Annotated in this window: 23 protein-coding genes and 2 tRNA genes; 16 read left to right on the top strand and 9 right to left on the bottom strand. The window is 54.9% G+C overall.

Features of this window, described 5'->3' with window-relative positions:
- Positions 1-29: 29 nt before the first annotated feature.
- From AC1RSM_RS12310 to AC1RSM_RS12295, 4 genes are all read left to right on the top strand, one after another.
- Complete coding sequence (locus AC1RSM_RS12310; protein WP_492932829.1) at positions 30-344, top strand: I78 family peptidase inhibitor; 315 nt, start codon at positions 30-32, stop codon at positions 342-344.
- 7 nt (positions 345-351) lie between these two features.
- Complete coding sequence (locus tag AC1RSM_RS12305; protein WP_492932828.1) at positions 352-759, top strand: PaaI family thioesterase; 408 nt, start codon at positions 352-354, stop codon at positions 757-759.
- Positions 760-926: 167 nt separating this feature from the next.
- Positions 927-1526, top strand: a complete 600-nt coding sequence (wrbA, locus tag AC1RSM_RS12300; RefSeq protein ID WP_492932827.1) for an NAD(P)H:quinone oxidoreductase — start codon at positions 927-929, stop codon at positions 1524-1526.
- Positions 1527-1550: 24 nt separating this feature from the next.
- Positions 1551-2564, top strand: a complete 1014-nt coding sequence (locus tag AC1RSM_RS12295) for a glutathione S-transferase family protein (RefSeq protein WP_492932826.1) — start codon at positions 1551-1553, stop codon at positions 2562-2564.
- On the opposite strand, the gene AC1RSM_RS12290 is transcribed toward AC1RSM_RS12295, so the two are convergent.
- Positions 2558-3727 (bottom strand): alpha-hydroxy acid oxidase, encoded by a 1170-nt coding sequence (locus AC1RSM_RS12290; RefSeq protein WP_492932825.1) that lies wholly within the window; start codon positions 3725-3727, stop codon positions 2558-2560. The genes AC1RSM_RS12295 and AC1RSM_RS12290 overlap by 7 nt on opposite strands.
- Before the next feature lie 285 nt (positions 3728-4012).
- Between AC1RSM_RS12290 and AC1RSM_RS12285 the strand changes: the two genes are divergently transcribed.
- Positions 4013-4089: transfer RNA gene (locus AC1RSM_RS12285), tRNA-Arg, on the top strand.
- 287 nt (positions 4090-4376) lie between these two features.
- Here the strand turns inward: AC1RSM_RS12285 and AC1RSM_RS12280 are convergent.
- Positions 4377-6647, bottom strand: a complete 2271-nt coding sequence (locus tag AC1RSM_RS12280; RefSeq protein ID WP_492932824.1) for a TonB-dependent siderophore receptor — start codon at positions 6645-6647, stop codon at positions 4377-4379.
- A gap of 116 nt (positions 6648-6763) precedes the next feature.
- Between AC1RSM_RS12280 and AC1RSM_RS12275 the strand changes: the two genes are divergently transcribed.
- From AC1RSM_RS12275 to AC1RSM_RS12260, 4 genes are all read left to right on the top strand, one after another.
- A complete protein-coding gene (locus AC1RSM_RS12275; RefSeq protein ID WP_492932823.1) occupies positions 6764-7519 on the top strand; it encodes a response regulator transcription factor in 756 nt (251 codons plus the stop codon).
- A 4-nt stretch (positions 7520-7523) separates the two neighbouring features.
- Positions 7524-8969 (top strand): sensor histidine kinase, encoded by a 1446-nt coding sequence (locus AC1RSM_RS12270; protein WP_492932822.1) that lies wholly within the window; start codon positions 7524-7526, stop codon positions 8967-8969.
- A 162-nt stretch (positions 8970-9131) separates the two neighbouring features.
- Positions 9132-9208 (top strand) — tRNA-Arg (locus AC1RSM_RS12265).
- A gap of 350 nt (positions 9209-9558) precedes the next feature.
- Positions 9559-9894, top strand: coding sequence for a hypothetical protein (locus AC1RSM_RS12260; protein ID WP_492932821.1), 336 nt, complete (start codon positions 9559-9561; stop codon positions 9892-9894).
- 73 nt (positions 9895-9967) lie between these two features.
- Here the strand turns inward: AC1RSM_RS12260 and AC1RSM_RS12255 are convergent, their stop codons facing one another.
- From AC1RSM_RS12255 to AC1RSM_RS12245, 3 genes are read right to left on the bottom strand one after another with little or no spacing between them, the layout of a single operon-like run.
- Positions 9968-11404: an NAD(P)(+) transhydrogenase (Re/Si-specific) subunit beta gene (locus tag AC1RSM_RS12255; protein WP_492932820.1), complete on the bottom strand. Its 1437-nt coding sequence runs from the start codon at positions 11402-11404 to the stop codon at positions 9968-9970.
- Positions 11401-11721: an NAD(P) transhydrogenase subunit alpha part 2 gene (locus tag AC1RSM_RS12250; RefSeq protein ID WP_492932819.1), complete on the bottom strand. Its 321-nt coding sequence runs from the start codon at positions 11719-11721 to the stop codon at positions 11401-11403. Before AC1RSM_RS12250 ends, AC1RSM_RS12255 begins: the two co-directional genes overlap by 4 nt.
- 4 nt (positions 11722-11725) lie before the next feature.
- Positions 11726-12844, bottom strand: coding sequence for an NAD(P) transhydrogenase subunit alpha (locus tag AC1RSM_RS12245; protein WP_492932818.1), 1119 nt, complete (start codon positions 12842-12844; stop codon positions 11726-11728).
- A gap of 701 nt (positions 12845-13545) precedes the next feature.
- Here AC1RSM_RS12245 and AC1RSM_RS12240 point away from each other — a divergent pair.
- From AC1RSM_RS12240 to AC1RSM_RS12225, 4 genes are all read left to right on the top strand, one after another.
- Positions 13546-14595, top strand: coding sequence for an ABC transporter ATP-binding protein (locus AC1RSM_RS12240; RefSeq protein WP_492932817.1), 1050 nt, complete (start codon positions 13546-13548; stop codon positions 14593-14595).
- A 5-nt stretch (positions 14596-14600) separates the two neighbouring features.
- Entirely contained in the window at positions 14601-16268 is a 1668-nt protein-coding gene (locus AC1RSM_RS12235) for an ABC transporter permease (RefSeq protein ID WP_492932816.1), read from the top strand.
- Positions 16269-16284: 16 nt separating this feature from the next.
- A complete protein-coding gene (locus AC1RSM_RS12230; RefSeq protein ID WP_492932815.1) occupies positions 16285-17289 on the top strand; it encodes an extracellular solute-binding protein in 1005 nt (334 codons plus the stop codon).
- A 203-nt stretch (positions 17290-17492) separates the two neighbouring features.
- Positions 17493-18431, top strand: a complete 939-nt coding sequence (locus AC1RSM_RS12225) for a hypothetical protein (RefSeq protein WP_492932814.1) — start codon at positions 17493-17495, stop codon at positions 18429-18431.
- Positions 18432-18621: 190 nt separating this feature from the next.
- Here the strand turns inward: AC1RSM_RS12225 and AC1RSM_RS12220 are convergent, their stop codons facing one another.
- The gene (locus AC1RSM_RS12220; RefSeq protein WP_492932978.1) at positions 18622-19212 is read right to left on the bottom strand and encodes a phenylacetic acid degradation protein PaaY; all 591 of its coding nucleotides are present in this window, start codon (positions 19210-19212) and stop codon (positions 18622-18624) included.
- Positions 19213-19327: 115 nt separating this feature from the next.
- Here AC1RSM_RS12220 and AC1RSM_RS12215 point away from each other — a divergent pair, with 115 nt between their 5' ends.
- From AC1RSM_RS12215 to AC1RSM_RS12205, 3 genes are all read left to right on the top strand, one after another.
- Positions 19328-19582: a hypothetical protein gene (locus AC1RSM_RS12215; RefSeq protein ID WP_492932813.1), complete on the top strand. Its 255-nt coding sequence runs from the start codon at positions 19328-19330 to the stop codon at positions 19580-19582.
- Positions 19583-19789: 207 nt separating this feature from the next.
- A complete protein-coding gene (locus AC1RSM_RS12210) occupies positions 19790-20860 on the top strand; it encodes a nitrilase (RefSeq protein ID WP_492932812.1) in 1071 nt (356 codons plus the stop codon).
- Between the two features lie 221 nt (positions 20861-21081).
- Positions 21082-22065: an AraC-like ligand-binding domain-containing protein gene (locus AC1RSM_RS12205; protein WP_492932811.1), complete on the top strand. Its 984-nt coding sequence runs from the start codon at positions 21082-21084 to the stop codon at positions 22063-22065.
- On the opposite strand, the gene AC1RSM_RS12200 is transcribed toward AC1RSM_RS12205, so the two are convergent.
- The 3 genes from AC1RSM_RS12200 to AC1RSM_RS12190 all read right to left on the bottom strand — a co-directional run bounded on the left by AC1RSM_RS12200 (position 22066) and on the right by AC1RSM_RS12190 (position 23566).
- Entirely contained in the window at positions 22066-22425 is a 360-nt protein-coding gene (locus tag AC1RSM_RS12200) for a DUF4870 family protein (protein WP_492932810.1), read from the bottom strand.
- Between the two features lie 90 nt (positions 22426-22515).
- Positions 22516-23436 (bottom strand): prohibitin family protein, encoded by a 921-nt coding sequence (locus tag AC1RSM_RS12195; RefSeq protein WP_492932809.1) that lies wholly within the window; start codon positions 23434-23436, stop codon positions 22516-22518.
- Positions 23426-23566 (bottom strand): hypothetical protein, encoded by a 141-nt coding sequence (locus AC1RSM_RS12190; RefSeq protein ID WP_207873568.1) that lies wholly within the window; start codon positions 23564-23566, stop codon positions 23426-23428. The genes AC1RSM_RS12195 and AC1RSM_RS12190 overlap by 11 nt, the downstream gene beginning before the upstream one ends.
- Between the last annotated feature and the right edge of the window lie 102 nt (positions 23567-23668).

Genomic DNA, 23668 nt, shown 5'->3' with positions numbered 1-23668 from the left:
CTTTCCAGCTGTTTTTAAGGACAACCCCCATGCGACTTTCTGTACTACTTAGCGTACTTCCCGCCGTTTTGCTGGCCGCGTGCACCGCCACAGGTAATAGCGCTCAAACGGGCTCGACTTCTTCATTCAGCGATTCCACGGGCGGCCTGTGCAATGCGGACTCTTTGAAACCGGCCGGACAGACGGCAGACCAGCGCCAGGTAGAGCGTCTGGTGAAGCAGGCAGGCGCTGCGCAAGCCCGCGTTCTGGCTCCAGATCGCATGTACACCACCGACTACGACCCTAGCCGCCTGAACATCCGTGTGGATGAACAGAACCGGATTACCTCGGTGTACTGCGGCTGATAAAACAATGACTCAAGAACAATCTCAACACTTGCTCGACACGCTTTTTGCGCCCTGGGTCCAATCCCTGAAGCTGCGCGTGGAACGTATCGAGCAAGACGGCGTCGTCTTGCGCCTGCCTTTTTCCGATCAGCTGACCCATGTGGCCGGCGTCGTGTGCGGGCAGGTCTATATGGCGGCCGCCGATACGGCCATGGTGCTGGCCGTCAGCCAGAGCCTGGGCGAGTTTCGCCCCATGACCACGGTTTCGCTCAATACCAGCTTTGTGCGCCCGGTCAGCCAAGGCGATGTACTAGTACATGCCCAAGTATTAAAGCGCGGCAAAAGCATGGTGTTTGGTGACATCAAGCTGCACGACGAGCAAGGCCGTCTGGCAGCCCACGCCACCACCACCTACGCCCTGCTGCCGGGCTGATCCAGCCAGCACAGCAAGACAGAATCTGACACAAAACAAATCCCCAGGCAGTTTGTCACAGCAGGCTTGGCCCGACTATGATCGTCATAGCAGGCCCGCCCCAGGCAAGGTCCTGGGGCGACTGCCCCGTCCGATTCCTTGTTGATCGCATTTCTGGAGAAGTTCAAATGGCAAAAGTCCTGGTTCTCTATTATTCCGCCTATGGGCACATTGAAAAAATGGCTCAAGCGGTGGCTGAAGGCGCGAAAGGCGCTGGCGCTACGGTAGACATCAAACGTGTCCCCGAGTTGGTCCCGGAAGCGGTGGCCCAGAAAGCGAACTTCAAGATGGATCAGGCGGCCCCTGTCGCCACCATTGCAGACCTGGAAAATTACGACGCCATTATTGTGGGCACAGGCACCCGGTTTGGGCGCATCAGCTCGCAAATGGCCAGTTTCCTGGATCAAGCCGGTGGCCTGTGGGCGCGCGGCGCACTCAACGGCAAGGTAGGAGGTGCGTTTACCTCTACCGCCACCCAACATGGCGGGCAGGAGCTGACGCTGCTGTCCATCATTCATAATCTGATGCACTTTGGCATGATTGTTGTGGGCTTGCCCTACAGCTTTGCCGGCCAGACGCTGGTCAATGAAGTGACTGGCGGCAGCCCTTATGGCGCCTCTACCATTGCCGCAGGTGATGGTTCGCGTCAGCCCAGCGAAAACGAGCTGGAAGGGGCCCGCTACCAAGGCCGTCACATCGCCGAGATCGCAATCAAGCTAAAAGGCTAAACGCCGCTAAAGGAGTACAGATACATGGGCATGATGATAGATGGACAATGGCATAGCAAAGAGCCTGTCAGCAGTACAGCGTCCGATACGTTTCAACGTGCCCAGTCCTCCTTTCGGGACTGGATCACCGCCGATGGCGGCCCCGGTCCGCAAGGCCAGGCAGCACAGCCTGCTCAGGCCAATCGCTATCACCTTTATGTTTCCTTGGCCTGCCCGTGGGCGCATCGCACCTTGATCATGCGGGAACTCAAAGGGCTGCAAAAGTTGATATCGGTGTCAGTCGTGAACCCGATCATGGGCGATCAAGGCTGGACCTTTGAGCCAGCCGACGGCGTGGTAGCTGACCCGATCATGGATGCCCAGTTCCTGCATCAACTTTATGCCAAGGCCGATCCTGCCTTCACGGGCCGGATTACCGTTCCTGTTTTGTGGGACAAGCAACGCGGCACGATTATCAATAACGAATCGGCCGAGATCATGCGCATCTTCAATACGGCCTTTGATACCTTGGGGGCGACCACGCTGGATATGGCGCCTGCCGACTTGTTGGCACAAATCGACCAGATCAACGAGCATGTGTATGACAGCGTCAATAATGGTGTCTATAAAGCAGGGTTTGCCGGTTCCCAGTCAGCGTATGAGCAGGCCGTTCATGCCTTGTTTGAAAGTCTGGATGGGCTGGAGGCACGCTTGTCCCGGCAGCGCTACCTGACGGGGACAAGGCTGACAGAAGCCGACTGGCGTCTGTTTACGACCTTGATTCGCTTTGATCCGGTGTATGTAGGCCATTTCAAATGCAATCTGCGCCGCTTGATTGACTACCCCAATCTGTGGAACTACATGCTGGAGCTGTACCAAATGCCGGGCGTGGCCGGGACGGTGAATCTTGAGCACATCAAGACTCACTACTACTGCAGCCACCGCCACCTGAACCCCAGCGGTATTGTGCCGGCAGGCCCGGTTCTGGATTTGAATGGGCCCCATGGACGCGGTCACTTACCCGTCCAGCCAGGGCCCTTGCACACCGGTCTTCAATAACCAGGGCGATCAAAAATATCGGCGTTCAACAAAATAGAGCGGTCTACCTGATTGATATCGGTACGACCGCAAAAAGCCATGGACACATCCAGTTCATTGGCCATTAATTTCAGCAAACGAGCCACACCCGCCTGCCCTGCTGTTCCCAGCGCGTACAAGAAAGCGCGGCCAATCATGGCACCTTGCGCGCCCAAGGCTCGCGCACGCAATACATCCTGACCGCTGCGGATACCGCCGTCGACCATCACTTCAATGCGGTCACCCACCGCCTTGCTGATCGCGGGCAAGCAAGAAATGGAAGATGGCGCGCCATCCAGCTGACGACCACCGTGGTTGGACACAATCAGGGCATCCGCACCGCTATCAACGGCGTAGCGCGCATCGTCGGCATCCATAATGCCTTTGACAATCAGCTTGCCGCCCCAGGCATTTTTGATCCACTCAATATCTTTCCAGTTCAATGTCGGGTCAAACTGCTCGGCCGTCCAGGTGGACAAAGAACGCAGGTCCGACACCCCTTTGGCATGGCCCACAATATTGCCAAAACTGCGACGATGCGTGCGCAGCATATTGCGGCACCAGTAAGGCTTGGTGGCCAGATTCAGCATATTCGGGATGGTCAGGCGCGGAGGCGTTGTCAGACCATTTTTGATGTCTTTATGACGTTGACCCAAGACCTGCAAATCCAACGTCAGCACCAGCGCGGAGCAATTCGCCGCTTTGGCACGCGCAATCAAGTTTTCGATAAAGCTACGATCGCGCATCACATAGAGCTGAAACCAAAATGGCGCACGAGTAGCTTGGGCTACATCCTCTAGCGAGCACACGCTCATGGTGGACAAGGTAAAGGGAATGCCGAAGTCACGGGCTGCCAGAGCCGCCAGCATTTCACCATCCGCGTGCTGCATGCCGGTCAAACCAGTAGGCGAGATAGCCAAAGGCATGGCCACTTCCTGACCCAGCAAAGTGGTTTTCAAGGAGCGGTGATCAATATCCACCGCAACGCGCTGTTTGAATTTCAGCTTGTGAAAATCCTGCTCGTTGGCGTGGTAGGTGCCCTGCGTCCAGGAGCCGGAGTCGGCATAGTCATAAAACATCTTGGGCACGCGGCGCTTAGCTGCCAAGCGGAAATCTTCAGTGCAGGTAATTTTCGACAGATCCATTACATTGGGCTCCAAAACAATGGCGTAATAATGCGACTTTGTTCCCGGTGGGGCAAGTCATCTGACGTACCTGTTCGACTTTCCAGCCTCTGCCACCCCGCCCTCGCTGCAAAACATGAAAGAAAAAACCTCACGACTCACCGAAACAGTCCCCCACAAGCCCTGTTTTCAGGCCAGTTTTACCTGTTTGGGCTTCCTGAAATCCTAAAAAACAAAGATTCAGGCAAAAAACTTGCATATTTGAGTGACAAGTAAAAATACCCGTGCTATATTTCTACTTCTTTAGCGGCTGTAGCTCAGTTGGATAGAGTACTTGGCTACGAACCAAGGGGTCGTGGGTTCGAATCCTGCCAGCCGCGCCATATTCCAGATCGTTCTGTACGCAGAGCTTTCTTCAAGACTTAGGTCTTGGCAAACAAAGCCACAATGATTTTTCATTGTGGCTTTTTTGTGTTCTACCGCTCCTGACTGGCATCCTAGGCAAATTCTCCTCTCCTGACAGATAGCCGCCAGGCAGACGCAAGCCAGCCCCTAATCTCAGACCTAGTGCCGTAGATGCCCCCTTGGGCAGATATACAAGCCAGCTGAATCAGGGCAATAAAAACGGCGCCAACACATAGCGCCGTTTTTCTAAAGGCTCAGCACTTATTTAGAACCGTGCCTGTACATTCACCATGACGTTACGTGGCTCACCGTAGATCAGCCCGTTATAGAAACCGAACTGCCGATAGTATTCCTTATCAAACAGGTTGTTCACGCGGGCCGTTACGCTCAAGTTCTTGTTCACGTCGTAGCGTGCCATCACATGGGCCAGCATATAACCGGACTGGCGGATGGGGCTGTTATCAAAACCACCACCAGCCAGGGGGCGACCGGGCATAGGCGTAGACGTGGTGGAGCTGTCATAGCTGATGCTGCTACCCAAAGTCAGTTTGTCCCCCAAGATATCGGGGCGATATGTCGTACTGACGCGAAAGCTGTGACGCGGGTCCTGACGCGGGCTGCTATTCGGGCTGGAATCCACCACATTCATATAGGTGTAGCCAGCGTAGACATTCCAGCGATTGGTCAACGCGCCAGCAAGTTGAAGGTCCACCCCGGTCGATTTAATCCCGGTTGAATTGGCCACATACGCTTGATCGCCCGTATCCAACACAGTGCGATCATCATCCGCTTTGGCTACGTTGCTTTGCTTGGCATGAAACACCGCTACCGTGCTGGACAGGCGATCATCCAACCAACTGCTCTTGATCCCGGCCTCGTAGCTGGCGCCCCGAATCGGTTTGATGATATTGCCCGACACATCGCGCTGGTTTTGCGGTTTGAACACGTCGGTATAGCTGGTATAGAGCGTATGGTTGGGCGTGAGCTCATAGGTCAGGCCCACATAAGGTGTCCATACTTTCTTGTCCAGCTCAGAGCGGCGAGCACTTTTGACATTGTCCTTGTCGTAGTCATACGCATAGGTCTTGTAATAGCTGTAGCGCGAACCCAGGATCACTTTCAACTTGTCAGCCAGCTCCAGGCGGGTCGCAATATAAGGACCATAATTGGTGGTCCGGGTGACACCTCGCGCATCCGTGCGGAACGTCTGCGGTGCGCCGTACTCATTGCCGCTCCAGGTTTGCCAGTTGGTGGGCAGATCCAGACGATACTGACATCCACGCGCAGGGACATGGCCATCAATATTGCAGTTCCCCAAGGCACCACTGAACTGATAAGAGGTTTCTTCGGAACGCTGGCCGTTAAAGCCCAGAATTAATTCATGCTCACGTCCCAGCAATTGGAACGGTCCGGTGACATTCACCGAAAACGCATGCTGTGTGCCCTCACTTTCAGAGTGCAGGCTGTTCAAATATGCCAGCCCGGTTTCTTTATCAAAAAAGCCCCATCTTGAGCCTGCACTATTGGCTTTCAGCACCCCAAAGCTGTTGATGCTTTCCAGGTCGCTGTAGCTGTAATTGGCATCCGCATGCCAGCCCCCACCCAAATTTTGCTCCAGGTTGGCAAACCAAGTGTGATTCTTGCGCTGGGTGTAGCTCCAGTCACTGACCGGGTGAAAGCTGCGGTCAAAATCAGCACGACTGCCGTCCGAGAACCAGATGGGCACGTTCGTACCCCAGGATGTCCCTTTGTGCTTTTTGTAATCGTATTCATAGCCTGCCGTCACGCTGGTATCAGGCGAGAAGTCATACGTCATGGTGGCCAGCAAACCAAAGGTTTTCGGGTTTTCCTTGTCGCGGAAGGTATGGCTGTCGTCCCCGCTGATGACCAGACGCGCCCGCAAATCCCCGCCTTCCGTCAAGGGCGTATTGATATCCCCCATAAGCCGCCGCTTGCGCCAGCTGCCCAGCTCTACCTTGCCCTGAACACCGAACTCCCGATAAGCCTTTTTACGGGACAAGGAAATACTGGCGGAGGGATCTCCTGTTCCTCCCAGCAAGCCATTAGCGCCGCGCAGCACGCTGACATCTTCGTACAGATCCATATTGATGGCGCCGCCAATCCCGGAAAAGCCCGACTCCCCATTGAATTCCAGACCATCAATCTTGTAGTTATTGATGTTGAACCCCCTGGCCCGATACGTGGTCCGCGAGCCTATATCTACCTCATTAGCACTAATGCCCGATACCGAAGTCAGAGCATCATCCAGAGTCTGGATGTTTTCATCCTCCATTTGCTGGCGTGTGATGTTGGTGATAGCCTGCGGCGTATCTTTTTCTTCCATGCGCAGCCCAGTAGCGCTTTTGCTATAGATTTTTTGATAGCTGTCTTGGGGCTCGGCCTGCTCATGACCTTTAACTGTAATGGGTTTAAGCAAAGCGGGCGCCTCTTGCGCCCAGGCGGCTTGCCCGTTCAGAGCCAGAAGAATCAAGGCTGCAAGTGGCTTGAGTGAAGGGCGAGATAAAGGGAACGGCAAAACATTACTCCTTGCTAGGAATGAGAACAATTCTTGTTTGCCGTAAGATTAGCGTGTATGGTTTCAGGCGATGTTTCGCCATATGTTCCCGCGCAAACGCTACGTAATGGTATGTAATGACTGAATTAGCAAGCCCCCCACGCCGTGTACTCATTGTTGAAGATGATGTTGAACTTGCCGAACTGATCGCTCAGGAACTGAGCGTTGGCGGCTTCCAAACGCATATTGCACAAGGCGGCCAACAAGCCTTTGAACTGCTCAAGCACTATCCCATTTCCCTGGTGCTGCTTGACCTGATGCTGCCGGGCGAGGATGGCCTGGAGCTGTGCAAGCGACTGCGAAGCATTGAGAATCCCCCTGCCATCATCATGGTGACCGCCCGCAATGAGCTGGCCGATAAGGTCGCCGGCCTGGAACTGGGGGCAGATGATTACGTGGTCAAACCCTTTGAGTCGCGGGAATTGCTGGCACGTTGCAAAGCGGTGATTCGGCGTCACAGTGTGGCGCAACCGCATCAGGAAACTCCAGCCGTCGATGCCCCACCCAGCCGCTATCATTTCTTAGGCTGGCAACTGGACTTGAATGCACGCCAGCTCTATTCCCCGCAAGGCGTCACCGTTTCCCTGCCAAATTCAGACTTCCATGTCCTGATGGCCTTATTGGAGGCGCCCAATAAAGTGCTGTCGCGCGCGCTATTGCTGCGACGCGCCTTTAGCCGCAACCTGACATACGAAGATCGGGCCATTGATGTGTGCATCAGCCGCATCCGTCACTACATAGAAAAGGATCGCTCCAAGCCCGAGCTGGTACGCACGGTTCGTAACGAGGGCTACATCCTGTACATAGACCCTCAAGCCCTTTACACCGAATAAGGCCATGCAGGCTTTAGACAAGGCCAAGTGGCTAAGTACACTGCGCCGTATCTTCTGGTTTTTTTACCCAGAGCGTTTGCGCAGCAAAATCACCTGGGTGGTGGTCATCGGCCTGCTGGTCGCCCAGGTCCTGACGGGCACTATGTGGTCGCAAATGCGCCGGCAAGTCCTGATCGAAACCCCGGCACGTATCGCAGCAGTCCGTTTTTCTGACTGGTACCTGTATGCCGAATCCCAACTGGCACACGGCCAGGAGATGGACCCCTCCCTCCTGTCTGGCATCAGCGCCTCTCTGGTCAGCCAAGACTTCCCCCTGGACTACCAGTCCAATATGGGCGAGGACTTGGGTTCGTTTTTTGAGAAGGTTATCCAGGAGCGCACCGGAGCTCACGAAAACTTTCACCTGCTGGCGGTCAATAAAGCCCGCCCCGCCGAAAAAGTGGGCGGCTTCCCCTTCTTGAATGCCTTTTCCCGCGAGCTGAACCTGGTCGATGTGTCTTTTTCCGCCGTTTTCACGCTATCCAATGGACAGCACTGGCGGCTGCACGTGGTGGAAAACCAGGGCTGGAGCTCTATCGGAAATCTGCAATTCACCTACGACTACTTTTTACGCATCTATTTTTTCCGGCTGGTGCTGGTCGTCATCGCGCTGACTCTGTGTCTGAACTTCATTTTCAGGCCACTCAAGAAACTGGAGAAAAGCGTGCTGGAAATGGATGTGAACAGGAACCAGGAAAAAATCCAGCTCGGCGGCTCTAAAGAGTTCCGGCGCTTGGGCCGGGCCTTCAACAGCATGGTGGAACGTGCGCAAAAGCATATTGAAGAACGCTCCTACTTTTTTTCTGCTGTCTCCCATGACTTGCGCACCCCTATTACACGCCTGAAGCTGCGCGTGCAGAACGTACAGGATGAATCACTGCGTTTGAGCCTGAGCCGGGACGTTGAAGAACTTAAAGAGCTGGTCAATTCCACCTTGGAGCTGATGAGTTTTCAGACCTCCGACGAAGCGTTTGTAGAAGTGGATGTGGCCGCGCTCCTGACAGCGGTCAGCATCAATCGTCAGGATGTAGGAGAAAACATCACGCTGGATAGCTTGGAACCCGCGATTTTGCACATTCAGATCCAACGGTTTCGCCGCTGCGTGGAAAATTTGATTTCCAATGGCCTGCGCTACGGGCATCACGTTCATATTTCTGCGGAGCAAAGTGCAGATGCCTACATCATTACTGTCGCCGATGAGGGCCCTGGCATCCCAAAAGAGGAACAGGCCAAAGTCCTGCGGCCCTACTACCGCCTGGAAACCTCTCGCAATCGCTCCACCGGAGGCTACGGCTTGGGCCTGAGTATTTGTGATGAGGTGCTACGTGCCCACGGTGGGCGACTGGAGTTTGGACATCAACAAGAGCGGTTCTGCGTACGTATCTATTTGCCCCTAAACAGCCTGCGTTAAAAACATTACAGATTGCCAGGGTAATCAGGCGCTTTTCAGACCTGCCAGCCCCTTGCAGCCACTCTTTCCTGCATTTTCAAAGGTATTTTCTATTTATTTTAAGAAAAATCGATTTTAGGCTTGTCATTGCCATAAATAGTCTGCTATAGTTTCACTTCTTTAGCGGCTGTAGCTCAGTTGGATAGAGTACTTGGCTACGAACCAAGGGGTCGTGAGTTCGAATCTTGCCAGCCGCGCCATATTCACGTTGTTTTCTTCACCGGAACCAACGACCAGAGTTAGAACTCTTGGGGTAACACCCACTGGATGAGACTCTGAAAAGATCAGCCCTGATGACATCGTCATCAGGGCTTTTTCTTTGCCTGTCACCTTCTCCGCCTTCCTGCTTTTCTCCAGTACAAATCCCTTCCTGCGTGACCTACAACAATGCTTGCACTTTCCTGGGCTTGCGAGCGCAGGCAGACTGAATCAGGCGGTGTAAAGTAGCGACTTCCGCCAAACGGCCAAGCAGCACGCTCGCTGCCCATGCCAGCCGTACATCGGCCAGCCCGAATTGAGTGGATTTCTTACTTAACCCACAGGATCGACTATGTTTAAGCGCACGACTCTTCTTTTGCCTTTGGCAGCCCTCCTTCTTGCCAGCACCAGCAGCTACGCCCAGGAAAGCAGCCCGGCCAGCCAGCTGGCGCAAATGGGCGGTGCCATGCACGCGGCAGCACAAGTGTGCGGAGACCATAGCGAAGCCCAGTTGCAAGAGATGAAGAGGCAGCAAAAGGTATCCATCCAGAGCATGGGTTTGAGTGACGAAGATTTTGACAAGGCTTTTGAGCAAGGCCTTGAGCGCGGTCGCCAAGACCTGGATAAAGCCAGCCCGGAACAGCGCGGCAAGATGTGCGAGCAACTGCGTTCGGGACCAAAGTTCTAAATTCACTACCCCATAGAAAAGCGCTCTGATCCCTACGGAAGCAGAGCGCTTTTTCACTTCCAGCCCCTAAAACTTACAGGGCTTTGACCATATCTTCGATCGTCTTTTTGGCATCGCCAAAGACCATCATGGTCTTGTCCATATAGAACAGCTCATTATCCAGACCGGCGTAACCAGCCGCCATCGAGCGCTTGTTCACGATGACAGTTCTGGCCTTGTAGGCTTCCAGAATCGGCATGCCCGCAATGGGCGAAGCCGGATCGTTTTTAGCGGCCGGGTTAACCACGTCGTTAGCCCCCAGAACCAGCACCACATCGGTCTGAGCAAACTCGCTATTGATATCGTCCATCTCAAAGACCTGCTCGTAAGGCATTTCAGCCTCCGCCAACAGCACGTTCATGTGCCCTGGCATACGGCCCGCCACCGGGTGAATGGCATAGCGTACCGTCACGCCCTGGCTGGTCAGCTTGTCGGACAACTCTTTCAGAGCATGTTGAGCGCGCGCCACGGCCAGGCCATAGCCGGGCACAATCACAACGGACTCCGCATTGCTCATCATGAAAGCGGCATCTTCAGCACTGCCGGACTTCACCGAGCGATTGCCCTGATCAGCCCCGCCTGCCGACGCTTCCGGATTGGCACCAAAGCCGCCCAGAATCACGTTAAAGAAGGCGCGGTTCATGGCCTTGCACATGATGTAGGACAGAATCGCCCCCGAGGAACCCACCAGCGAACCGGCGATGATCAGCATGGAGTTGTTCAGGGAGAAACCAATACCGGCCGCTGCCCAGCCCGAATAACTATTCAGCATGGACACCACAACAGGCATATCGGCTCCGCCAATCGGGATAATCAGCATCACGCCCAAGAGGAAGGACAAGGCCAGCAGCACACCAAAGGCCCACCATGCCTGGGTCATCACAAAGACCACACCGCAGGCAAGGGCCAGCAGACCCAGCAAGAGGTTCAGCATGTGCTGACCTTTAAAAGTCACTGGCGCGCCCTGGAACAAGCGGAACTTGTACTTGCCCGACAGCTTGCCAAATGCAATCACCGATCCGGAGAAGGTAATCGCACCGACTAGTGCCCCCAGGGCCAGTTCCACCCGGTTGCCCATAGGCAGGGCGAACTCGGCAGAGCCAATGCCAAAAGCCACCGGCTCCAGCACCACTGCAATAGCAATGGCCACTGCCGCCAGGCCGATCATGCTGTGCATGAAAGCGACCAGCTCCGGCATCTTGGTCATTTCGACACGGCGGGCCATCAGGGTGCCCAAAATGCCGCCAATCACCAGACCAATCAGCACGCGCAGCAAACCGGACAGCTCTTTACCTTCCGGCGCCAAGCTGTAGATCAGCACAGCAGTTGTCGCAATGGCCAAGGCCATGCCCACCATGCCGAACAAATTGCCGCGCCGCGAACTGGCCGGATGAGACAAGCCCTTTAAAGCCTGAATAAAACACACCGAGGCCAGTAAATAGCACAAGGTAACGGTATTCATGGAAATCATGACTGCCCTTCCTTGGGCGTATTTTTAGCGCCCTTCTTTTTAAACATTTCCAACATGCGGCGGGTCACCAGAAAACCACCAAACACGTTAACGGAGGCCAGCGCGGTGGCCACAATGCCCATCGCCTGCGCCCAAGGGCTTTCAGTCAGGGCTGCCGCCAGCATCCCGCCCACAATAATGATGGCCGAGATCGCATTGGTCACCGCCATCAACGGAGTGTGCAAAGCAGGCGTCACCGTCCAAACCACGTGATACCCCACGTAGATGGCCAGCACAAAGATGATCAGGTTAATGACCAGGGGAGAAATAATATCCATGAGATCAGGCTCCCTGCTGTGGAAAGAGTCGTTTGCCATCCTGTACAACACGGCTGGCATTCACAATGTCGTCGTCCTCTGGAATATGCAGCTCATCAGACTGCTCCTTGAGCATCAAGCCCAGGAACTGTTGAATATTGCGTGCATACAAAGCAGAGGCGTCGGCTGCCACACGAGCGGGGAAATTAGTCTCGCCCACTAAAGTGACGCCATGCTTTTCCACAATCTGGTCCGCTTCGGTCAAGGCGCAGTTACCGCCTCGCGCTGCGGCCAAGTCCACAATCACCGAACCGGGCCGCATGGAGCGCACCACCTCTTCCGCAATCAGACGCGGAGCAGGCCGCCCCGGAATCAAAGCGGTCGTGATGATGACATCGGCCTGCGCACAACGCGCCGCCACTACAGCAGCTTGTCGTTGCAGCCAGGAAGCAGGCATAGGCCGGGCGTAACCGCCCACGCCTTGAGCCGCTTCGCGCTCTTCGTCCGTCTCATAAGGCACGTCAATGAATTTGCCGCCCAAGGACTCGATCTGCTCGCGTGCAGCAGGACGCACATCAGAGGCCTCAACCACGGCTCCCAGACGACGGGCAGTGGCGATGGCCTGCAAACCCGCTACCCCTGCGCCCAGCACCACGACACGCGCCGCTTTGACGGTACCCGCCGCGGTCATCATCATGGGAAAGAATCGGGGATATAAAGTGGCGGCTTTCAAGACGGCCGCGTAGCCAGCGATATTGGCTTGTGAGGACAGAACGTCCATGCTTTGCGCCCGCGTGGTACGCGGAATCAGCTCCAGGGCAAAGGCCTGGCAGCCGCTGGGTGCCAACCTGTCCAGCCCCTCGCTCTCGTAGGGGTCCAGCAAACCGACGATCACGTGCTCGGCACGTAAACGTGCCGGATCTACATCGGCTGCACCGACCACCAGCAGCACCGTGGCTTGATAAGGATCACCTATCGTTGCCCCGGCGGCTTCGTAATCTGCATCCGGGCAGGCAATCCCCTGCCCGGCTCCCGCCTCGATCACTACGCCATGGCCCGCCTTCACATAGGCCCTGACGGTATCGGGCGTGGCCGCTACCCTCTTTTCCCCGGTACTCCGGGGGGTGAATACACCCAGTCGCATCTCAATCTCCAGTTAATTAACTAACTTCTATGATTTCTGACGACGTGCATTACCCGGATGGGTGGGTCTATCAACGAACCAGGGCGCCAGCCCTTTAAAGATGTAATCGCTAGCGGCACCTATCGGATCTAACCCAACAACCACTCCAGCCTGGTTTGTGCCACCCGCACAAAACCAGAACACCATCTACAAATTCGGATGCGCAAGCACAGGCGTGTCTGACGCCTGATTAAACAGGATAGAAAGCTACCCTTTTATGTCCCTCTCCCACCCTCGCGCCTAGCAAGAAACTGTCATTCTTTTTGGATCTCGCTATAAGGGCCTTTATTTGACACAAGAAAACCTGTATCGCACTAGACCGCTTTAGACGAAAAATCAAGACACATTACTACCACTCGATTATCGCAATATGATGCTAGTCAGCAAGATTTTTCTTCCTGCCTTCATCGCGCAACACCGAGCAGCCATGCCTTTACATGAGGCTTAGACGCCTGATAATTAAAACTACAAGCATTGGCCTGCTGCTAAGATAGCAACTTCCTATAAAACTTGTCATTAATTTGTAATCTGTGTTCGTGCTTACGCCACAGTGGCTTTTTCGTCGCTGACGGCCGCTAAGACGCTTCTTTTAAAGCCTAGGCAACCGCCCCTTTTGATGCGCGGTTTACCTGCACTATTCAGTCCCAGGCTGATCTATCCCCATGGCAGAAATCCACATCGATCACGTAGTTAAACGCTACGGCAGCAATACCATCATCAATGAGCTCAGCCTGCAAATTCGGCATGGCGAGTTCTTTACTTTATTAGGGCCCAGCGGCTGCGGCAAGACAACCTTGCTGCGCATGATTGCCGGCTTCATCATCCCCGATGAAGGCCGCCTGTTTCTGGACAAAGAAGACATCACCTACCTGCCCGCCCACAAGCGCGAGACCGGCATGGTGTTCCAGGACTACGCCCTGTTTCCCGACAAGACTGTGTTTGACAATGTGGCCTATGGCTTGCGAGTGCGCAAAGTCAGCAGCAGCGAAATCAAGAAAAAAGTCAGCTACATCCTGGAACGGGTTGAACTGGGCGGGATGGCCGAGCGTTACCCGGCGGAACTGTCCGGCGGTCAGCGTCAGCGCGTGGCACTGGCTCGCGCCCTGGTGATTGAGCCGCGTGTTCTGCTGATGGACGAGCCCTTGTCCAACCTGGATGCCAAGCTGCGTATTCAAATGCGCCAAGTGATTCGCGAACTGCAGCAAGAATCAAATATCACGGCCATTTTCGTGACCCATGACCAGGAAGAAGCCCTGTCCATGTCGGATCGAATTGCCTTGCTGCGCCAAGGCCGTATCGACCAGCTCGATACCCCCGAGGCCATGTACTCCACACCACGCACCGCTTATGCCGCCGACTTTATTGGCGCAGCCAACCTGATTGACACCCTGGGCGTACACGTTGAAGCCGACCATACGACGGTCAGCATCGCAGGCGGCCACATCATGGTGAACAACCCGCCCCCAAGCGGTCAGGTCTTGCTGGCCGTTCGCCCTGAAAACATTACTTTGCATGCCCAGACCCAAGCAGGTGGCATCCCTGCCCACGTCGTGGCGCGCCAGTATCTGGGAACCAAAACGGCCTACAGCCTGAAACTGAGCGATGGCAAACAAATCATCGCGGATGTGGCTGCCGCCCTGGACCCTCATCTGGCGGCCGGCAGTTCGGTCAGCCTGAGCTTCAGCCCTGAAAGCCGTCTGGTCGAGGCCTGAGACTCATGAGTATCCTTGCAAGACCTCAGGCCCTTCGTTCCCCCTGGTTCCTGCCCGCTTTGATCTGTTTGGCGGTGCTGGTATTTTGGGTCGTCTGGCCGCTGGCATCCCTGTTCTATCAAAGCATTATTGACCCGGTAACGGGCCTTCCCAGCCTGCACGGCTTTGAGACATTTTTCAGTGATCCCCGCTATGTTGAAGCTTTTTTCAACACCATCAAGCTGGGGATGATTTCCACCATTGGCACGCTGCTGCTGGGTGCCCCGCTGGCCTATGTGGTGGCCCGCTACGACTTTCCCGGCAAGGCCATTGTGGCCATCCTGCCGCTGACCACCATCGTGCTGCCGGACATCATCGTCTCGCAGGCCTGGCTGATGCTGCTGGGCAATAACGGCGTGGTACGTCTGGCTCTGGAAGGCATCGGTATTGACCTGCCCAGCTTTTACGGCTGGTTTGGCATGTCCTACGTGCTGATTCTGAACGACTACACCTATGTGTATATCGGCATGCTGGCAGCACTCAAAGCCATTGATGGCACGCTGGAAGAAGCCGCTGTCAACCTGGGTGCCAGCAACTTCAAGCGCGCGCTGACAGTCACTTTCCCGGTCTTGATGCCCGCCTTGCTGGTGAACGCCATGATTGTGTTCACCCTGGCCGTAGACAACTTCTCCATTCCCATGATTCTGGGCGGTCAGGTGGATGTCTTGTCCTCGCTGACCTACACCACCTTCCTGTCCGAGATGAGCGGCAACCCCACCATGCAAGGTGTGCTGGCGGTGGTGTCGGTAATTCTGGTGGGTGCCGTGCTGTTCATCCAAAAGCGGGTGCTGGAACGCAAGACTTTCCAGATGCAGCAAGGCCGTGCTCCACGTCCCATACGGGCTCAGGGCCTGACCGGAATTTTGCTGACGGTAGGTGCCGTCCTGTTCGTGACTTTCTCGCTGATCCCAGCCTTTATTGTGCTGATTGGTGCGTTCACCAAGGCCAGCGGCCCGGTCATGCAATATGGCACTTTCACCCTGGACAATATGGAACGTGCTCTGCGTTACGCGCCTGAGCCCATCCTGAACTCCTTGATGCTGGCCAGTGTTGCCACCATTGCCGGCACCTGCTTTGCCACGGTATGTAGTTACCTGATCGTGAAAAAGCGCCTGTTCGTTGTGACGGCTCTGGACTATATGGTGATGCTGCCCCTGGCCATTTCCGGCACAGTGCTGGGTATTGCCCTGATTCAAACGTACAACAGCGGCATGCTGGTGCTGACAGGCACCTGGGTGATCATGGCCGGGGCTTACTTTGTGCGCAAAGTGCCCTTCTCCATTCGATCGGCCTCAGCCTCGCTCTACAACATCCCTGACTCTATCGAAGAGGCCTCCATCAATCTGGGCGTGACTCCCTTCCAAAGTTTCTTCAAGGTCGTCCTGCCCTTGATGAAGCCTGCCATTTTGGGTGCTGCCATCTTGATGTGGGTGACTTCGCTGGCCGAGATTTCCGCCACTATCGTGCTGTACTACGGTGGTATGGAGACAATGCCCATCCAGATGTTCCGTCAGATCGACGCCGGCTTTTTGGCCCGTGCCTCGGCTTACGGGGTTATTTTGATGGTCGTAATTCTGGTGCCGATTTATCTGGCTATCCGTTTTCTCAAGCTGGATCTGTTTTCCAGCCGCTAATCTAAAAAGGCTCACTATGCTGACTACACGTTTTCTGAAAACTGGTCTGGCACTCTCTCTCAGTGTCGGCGCCCTGTCTCTGTCCAGTGCCGCTCAGGCTGCCAATGCCGTGATGTACACCCCCAATAATGTACAAACCATTGACACCGCGTTGGAGATCGCCCGCAAGACAGCCCCTGATCTGTCTATTCAACAGGTGACCTCGGGCGCGGGCGCCTTGATGAAGCGTATCGAAGCCGAAGCCCAGAACCCGCTGGGAGACGTTGTCTGGGGTGCTGCCTACGGCACCATGGCCGCGTTCCAGCAGAACTTTGAAGCCTACGAATCGCCCGAGAACAAAGCCATTCCCGAAGCCTTCCATGGCAAAGACAGCCTGTGGACCAGCTCCAATGCTCACGTCATGGTCATCATGGCCAACGAGCGCCAGCTGAAAGGCCTGGCCGCTCCTAAGACCTGGTCCGATCTGTTCGACCCTCAGTGGAAAGGCAAGGTCATCATTGGCGACCCAGCATCTTCGGGCAGTGCTTATGACCAAGTCTATGGCATTTACCAGCTGTACGGCGATGACGGCCTGAAAAAACTGGCGGCCAACGTGATCGTGTCCAAGAGCTCGGGCCAAGTCTACAAAAGCGTGGCTAACGGTGAATACCCGCTGGGTGTGACCATGGAATACGCGGCCTACGCTTACGTGGCGGGCGGCCAGAAAGGGATTGAACTGATCTACCCTGAAGACGGCACATTCATTGCCCCTGAAGGCGTGGCAGTGATCAAGAACCCCAAGAACGGCCAAGAAGCAGCTCGCAAGCTGGTGGATGTATTGCTGTCCAAGGAAGTGCAAGAGGCTGAATTGGTGGAAAACTTCCGCCGCCCAACTCGCAGCGACATCAATGTGGCCGAGCTGACCAAGTTGCCCAACCTGGATCAGATCAAAGTGGCCAATATCGATCCCTTGAAAGCTGCCGCTGAATACGAAACCGTGATCGCCGCCTGGAAACAGGCCTTGAGCGCAGCAGGCAAGTAAGCTGAATCACAGTTAGCGCTGTACCCAACCCCTTGATGTCTGGACCTATGCCAGATGCCAAGGGGTTTTTTACATGGTGGGCCTGCTTTTGTTCGCATTTCGGAAAGAGGATTATCATGGAACCCCCAGGCTCCCCACCATTCACTCACCCAATCAGTCAGGCCTAAAGCGGCTGACGTCTTCCCCTGGCTAACTGAAGAACCATGAGCAAAAAAATTATCTTTCTTCTTGCCGCTCTAGTGATGACGGGATGCTCTACGTACTCTGATCCCAAAATTTCCCGGACCACAGCGGTAGCGGGTTTACTCGATAAGCCCAGCACCTACTTCTGCCAACATGCCAGCTACGCCACCCAAGATAGCGTCTTCCGTGGGAAATATGTACTGTCGCATCTGTTTGGATTCTGGACGGCAAAAGACGTGGAGCTGGTCCGGATCAAGGTCGTGTCCAAGGACGAAATCGCCACCGAATATCTGGACAAAAACCTGCGTCTAGTGGGTTCCCGTCAGTACATCCGCGGACAGGATTACCAGCTCAGCAGCAATGGCTCGGTGGAAATCAAGGGATCGTCTCGATGCGCCAGCCAGGATAGTCCGGGTGTGGGTTGCACCAGGGGTAGCATCACGGCTTTTCTGGATCAGACAGGCAATCTGGCCGTCATAGAGGCCAGTAGTGGCGCAGGCATTGTGGGCATTGTCCCTGTTGCCGGTGGCCACAAATATATTTCCTTATTCCCGCCCGTCACGGACTCGGCAGGATCCCTGCAAGCCAGCCTGGCTCAGTGTCCCGAAAGCCACGAGCTGAAACAGCAGAGAGAAGCGGCAAGGCAAAAAGTCGCACCCACCTTTGCGGTGGGGGACATCGTGGTGCCCTATCAACACTACGACTCCACCCGGAATATGTTCGTACCCGGCCCCGTCAGTAGCGTGCGCGACACTAGATGGCGGGTTCAAGAAATAACGGATACCCATGTAAGACTTGAGCTGATCCAGGGCGAGTACAGGCTGAGCTCCTCTAAAGCCCCCGTTTACAAAGCAGGCGAATTTTCCACGACCTTTTCCTCGTCAAGCAGCTACAAAGCTGCACACCCTCATGCTGGCGGCCCTGGACAGATATTCCAGGAATTTAAAAAAGTGGAATAAAAAAATTGGGGCTCATGAAAGCCCCATCAGCCACAACCAGGGACGCAAAGGCACAGACTTGAAGTCAAAGCAGGAAGGCCCTTGAAAAAGGGCCTTGTCGCGATAACTCAACGCCAAATAATGGGCTGGGTGCTTAACCTGGCAAGGCGCAAAAATGCCGCTGCCTATCTGAGCGTCTGAGCGTCTGTAATTAATCGACTGGGTAAATCTGGTCTTCACGCAAACGGGGGCGATCAGCTTCGACCTCTGTCAAAGGTTCCACGCGCTGCATCGTTGCCAGCGAACGCTGCGCCAGACGCTGGTACATGCGAGTCCCAAAGAACTTGCCATCAATGGCCTTCTGGTCCAGCTCTTTAACGACAGTAGCGGGTGAACCGGCAAGCAGGCTGCGTGGCGGCACTTGCATGCCTTTTTTCACAAACGCCATGGCACCAATAATGCTGTCGGCCCCGATATCGGCGGCATCCATCACCACGGCATTCATGCCCACCAGCACATTGCGGCCAATCACACAGCCATGCAATACCGCACCGTGGCCCACGTGCCCATCTTCATGCACGATGGTGTCTTGATAAGGCGTACCGTGGATGACGCAGGTATCCTGGATATTGGAGCCAGCCTTCATGATGATGCGGCCAAAGTCCCCGCGCAAACTGGCCAGGGGGCCGATATACACGCCCTCGCCAATAATGACGTCGCCAATCAGTACCGCAGTAGGATGAACATAGGCCGTGGGGTGAACCACGGGCACCAAGCCATCAATAGAATAGATATTTTGCATACCTGCCTCGTCCAAAGCCTGCACCCGGCCGACCTGCGGTCCGGCCAAAAATACGATCATAGCTGCTACAGACCGATATAATGCGCCGTCCCCTTTCTTTTTGCATCCTATGAGCATGTTGTACTACTGGCTGGCTTTTTTCTTGGGCATGGTGTTTTACGCCGCCTACCTGTCCCAGTCCTCCTTACTGGCACAAGGCATGATTTACATGAAGGAAAAGGATCGTTCACCGCCATTGTTATGGCTGTTTTCACGCATGATCAGTTTTATCCTGCGTGCCATCCCCTCCTTGCTGATGCGCCCTATTCCGCTGATTTTGTGGGTGGTTGGTCTGGGCATAACGGTGCAATACAGTTTCGCTGTGCCTTAAGCCCAAGGTCGCTGCTATAACACCAAGCACAGGCCCGCATCGATTGCTTAAGGCCTGTTGCTTGCGTCTCCCAGTCAAGCATTCTGCACCTGCCAGTCAATTCACCGCCTGCTCCCCCTCCTACACTGACGCAAACTCACAGAACCGTCCCCGCTGACGGGCACGGATTAGCGATCAGGATCGCGGTCACCGCGACACGGAGGATATATGGAGACTCGAAAAATCGTCAGGGCGGCGGCTGTACAAGCTGCTTCCCCCAACTATGACCTGGCCAGCGGAGTCGAAAAAACGATTGCCCTGGCGCGGCAAGCTCGCGATGAAGGTTGCGACCTGATCGTGTTCGGTGAAACCTGGCTGCCCGGCTACCCCTTTCATGTGTGGCTGGGAGCGCCCGCCTGGTCCATGAAATACAGTGCACGATACTTTGCGAACTCGCTGGAACTGGGTAGCAAGGAATACCACCTTATTGCTGAGGCCGCACGCAAGCTGGGGATTTTCATTGCCCTGGGCTATAGCGAACGCAGCGGCGGCAGTCTGTATCTGGGCCAATGCTTGATCAGCGACCAGGGCGAAATGCTGTGGTCACGCCGCAAACTAAAACCGACCCATGTAGAGCGCACTGTCTTTGGTGAAGGTCATGGCCGTGACCTGATTGTGACGGATACGCCATTGGGTCGAGTCGGTGCTTTGTGCTGCTGGGAGCATCTATCCCCACTGAGCAAATACGCCCTGTATTCCCAACAGGAAGCCATACACATCGCCGCCTGGCCCTCTTTTTCGCTTTACTCAGAGCAGGCCCATGCCTTGAGCGCCAAAGTGAATATGGCCGCTTCGCAAATCTACTCGGTTGAGGGGCAGTGCTTTACCATCGCGGCCAGCAGCGTCGTCACTCAAGAGACGCTGGATATGCTGGAAGTGGGCGAACACAATGCGTCCTTACTTAAAGTGGGCGGCGGCAGTTCCATGATTTTTGGACCAGACGGACGCACCCTAGCCCCTTACCTGCCCCATGACGCAGAAGGTCTGGTCATCGCGGATCTGAATATGGAAGAAATTGCCTATGCCAAGGCAATCAACGACCCGTCTGGCCACTATTCCAAACCCGACGCCACACGCATGATCCTGGACTTGGGCCATCGAGAACCCATGACGATAGTGCGCTCTGGTAGTAAACCTGGGCAGGAGAGTCTGGACCATAAAGGAGCGGCTTCAGAGCACCAGCCTGGAGCCGAACGAGTTCAGGATACTGACAAGCTCGTACTGCCAGAACTGTCCTAAGCAGCCAGGGCGACAAGGCCTCTGAACCCTGCTCAATCAGGGGCCTTATGCTCTGTGCATAGCATGCAGCGCTAAGGCCCTGTTGTCGTGGTCGGAAATTATCGCCAACTGTCGCTCCTTCCGGTCTGACCACCGCCATTGATCCTGCCTGATACTTATCCAGATCAGCTGATTGCAGCTCCCTGCCATCAGCACATGGATCAAAGACGGAGAGCGTATCAATGGAGCGATGGTCAACTTCGGCAATTCCCGCTATCAGGCGCGCGCCCTATTGGATGGAGGCCGTCAACCAAGCCTATGTCTCGCTGGAATGCACCGTACCGACCAGCCCGGCGACGCCCTTTTTTGGAGCCATCACACGCCGTGAACTGGCGGCGGTCAATCTGTCCCGTATCAGTTCAACCTCGCAGACTGTTTTGCGTACCCCGCAGCAAATCTCCAAAGCCTCCGAAGATATTTTTCTGCTCAGCATTCAGGTCGCCGGATCGGGACGACTGGTTCAGGATGACAAAACCGCTCATCTAAAACCGGGGGATCTGGCTTTATATGATTCCACCCGCCCCTACCAGTTGCTGTTCGATCAGCACTTTGAGCAATACGTACTGTCTTTACCCGGCTCTTTATTGCGCAAGCGGCTGCACAACGCCGAGGACATGACTGCCAGCAAGATTGCCACCGCTCAATCGGGAACGGCTCGTTTGCTGTCCCATATGGTGACCGAGCTTATGCAAAGCCCTGCGCTTAGCGGGCCCGTCGTAGATGGGTCGCTTGCTGACGGTCTGGTCGGTATTTTGGTGGCGACGCTGGCCGAAAACCTGGGCAGCCTGAGCTTGAAAAATGATGCCGGGACGGTGCGATGCGACAGGATCAAAGCCTACGTGATGGCCAATCTGCGTGATCACGAACTAAGTATTGGCAAGATAGCGCAAAGCTTGGGCATGACAGCCAGCACCTTGCATCGGGCGTGGGAACAAGAGCCCGATTCACTGAGCAATTGGATCTGGTCTATGCGACTTAAAGGGGCGGAGCAAGATTTGCGCCGCTTGGCCTGCTCCAGCAAAACAATTACGGAAATTGCGTATCACTGGGGCTTTAGCAGTTCAGCCCACTTTAGCCGAAGCTTCAAGCAGCACTTTGGCATGCCGCCTAAAGAGGCCCGCAGCAGCATGCGGGCCTTTGCTCAGGCAATAACGATATCAGTCTGATCAGGCAATGGGCTTGCCATCGTTGACGGCCAACAGGCCTTTGATCAAGCGATACAGAATCCACACACCCACAATCGCGATCGTCACAAAACCAACCAGAATCGCCATCAGGACAAAGGACAGCGCCACTCCGGCAAGACCCCACCAGAAGGTGCGGATTTGCCAGTCAAAGTGCGATTCCAGATAGGTGCCTCTGACTTCATCACGCTTGATGTAGTTGATGATGATGGCCACCAAGGCGGTAATACCGCCAAACATGGACAGGATGTAAAGGCCGTAAATGATTAGAGTGAGATTGCGCAGATCGACCAATTGCTTGGTACCCTCGCCTTGTGGAACAGGGGTCATATCCTCATTCATCCGTATTACTCCTTGGAAAAATAACGGTAGCGCCAGGTGTCCCATAACGCTACCGAAAAAAACCCATTCAGGCCAGGTAAAGCAAGGTGCTTAACGCAAGCCGATAAATGGCATAGCGGAACCGGGAACCAAGCTTTCTGGCAGCTTGCCATCCCATTTTTCCACTGCATTCAAATTAACCAGATTGGTATTCTGGGCCAGGGCTTGTGCCTTGGCTTGAATGGCTTTGGCTTCGGCTTCACCACGCAGCAAAATCCCGTCTGCTTCAGCCATATAGCGCTCACGCTGAGCGCGGGCTTCGGCTTCAGCCTGAACCACCTGAATTTCAGCCTGGATAGAAGCTGTTTCTTTCTGCTGGCGGGTGGTTTCAATTTGCACCTGAGCCAACATGCGGTTTTCAATCGATTGCTCGTACGCTTTGGAGAAAGACACTTCCTCTACCTGCACACCCATCATTTGCAGGGGCGAGGCTTCCAACGTCACACGCATTGCTTCGTTGATATCAGCACCCAGCTTTTCACGATTCTGGATCGACTGGGCGGCGGTGTACTTACCAAAAACGTTCTTGATCACGTCCAGCGCTTTGCGCTCCAGCAAACGAGCTTCCAGCGCTTCCAAGGAACCGTATTCCGAGTACAACTGAGCCACGTCAGTTTCAGGTACACGGTAGGTTACCGAGGCCACCATGGAGGCGGACTGCTGGTCAAAACTATAGGCTTCCAACTGCATGCGAACCGTATGATCGCGCACCGAGATCTTGCGTACGGTATCAAAGAACGGAACCTTGAAGTCCAGACCAGGTTCGGCAACGCGTACCAATTTACCATTGCGCAGCACCACGCCACGCTCGCCCTGATCGACCTGCAAGAAAGAGCCCATGGAGGCCACAATCAGGATCAGGAAAATAACAACAGCAGCACCTAGAAACGACAGTCCCTTGGTGTAGTTAGGACCGCCTTCTCGTTTAGTTCCAGCGGCCAATTTTGTAAGTGTATTTTTATCAATGCTCATCACGGCTTCCTTTACGTGGCTGCTGCGTTTTGTCTTTCAATTGACGACGCTCAACCATCAGTTGCCGTATGCCTTTGGCAATCAAGTAGGCCAATACTGCAGCCCCCAACAAAATCAAGATGATACGCATGACGCTTCAGTCTTCCCACTAGATTTCAATCAGAGGGCAATTATCCCCGATTCCTTCTGTCATGCTCAGAAAAGAAGCGTCAAAATATGACAAATCAGCAGT

The sequence above is a fragment of the Alcaligenes sp. GW821-FHT11D07 genome (assembly GCF_058808495.1).
This window is presented reverse-complemented; position numbering and strand designations above follow the sequence as displayed.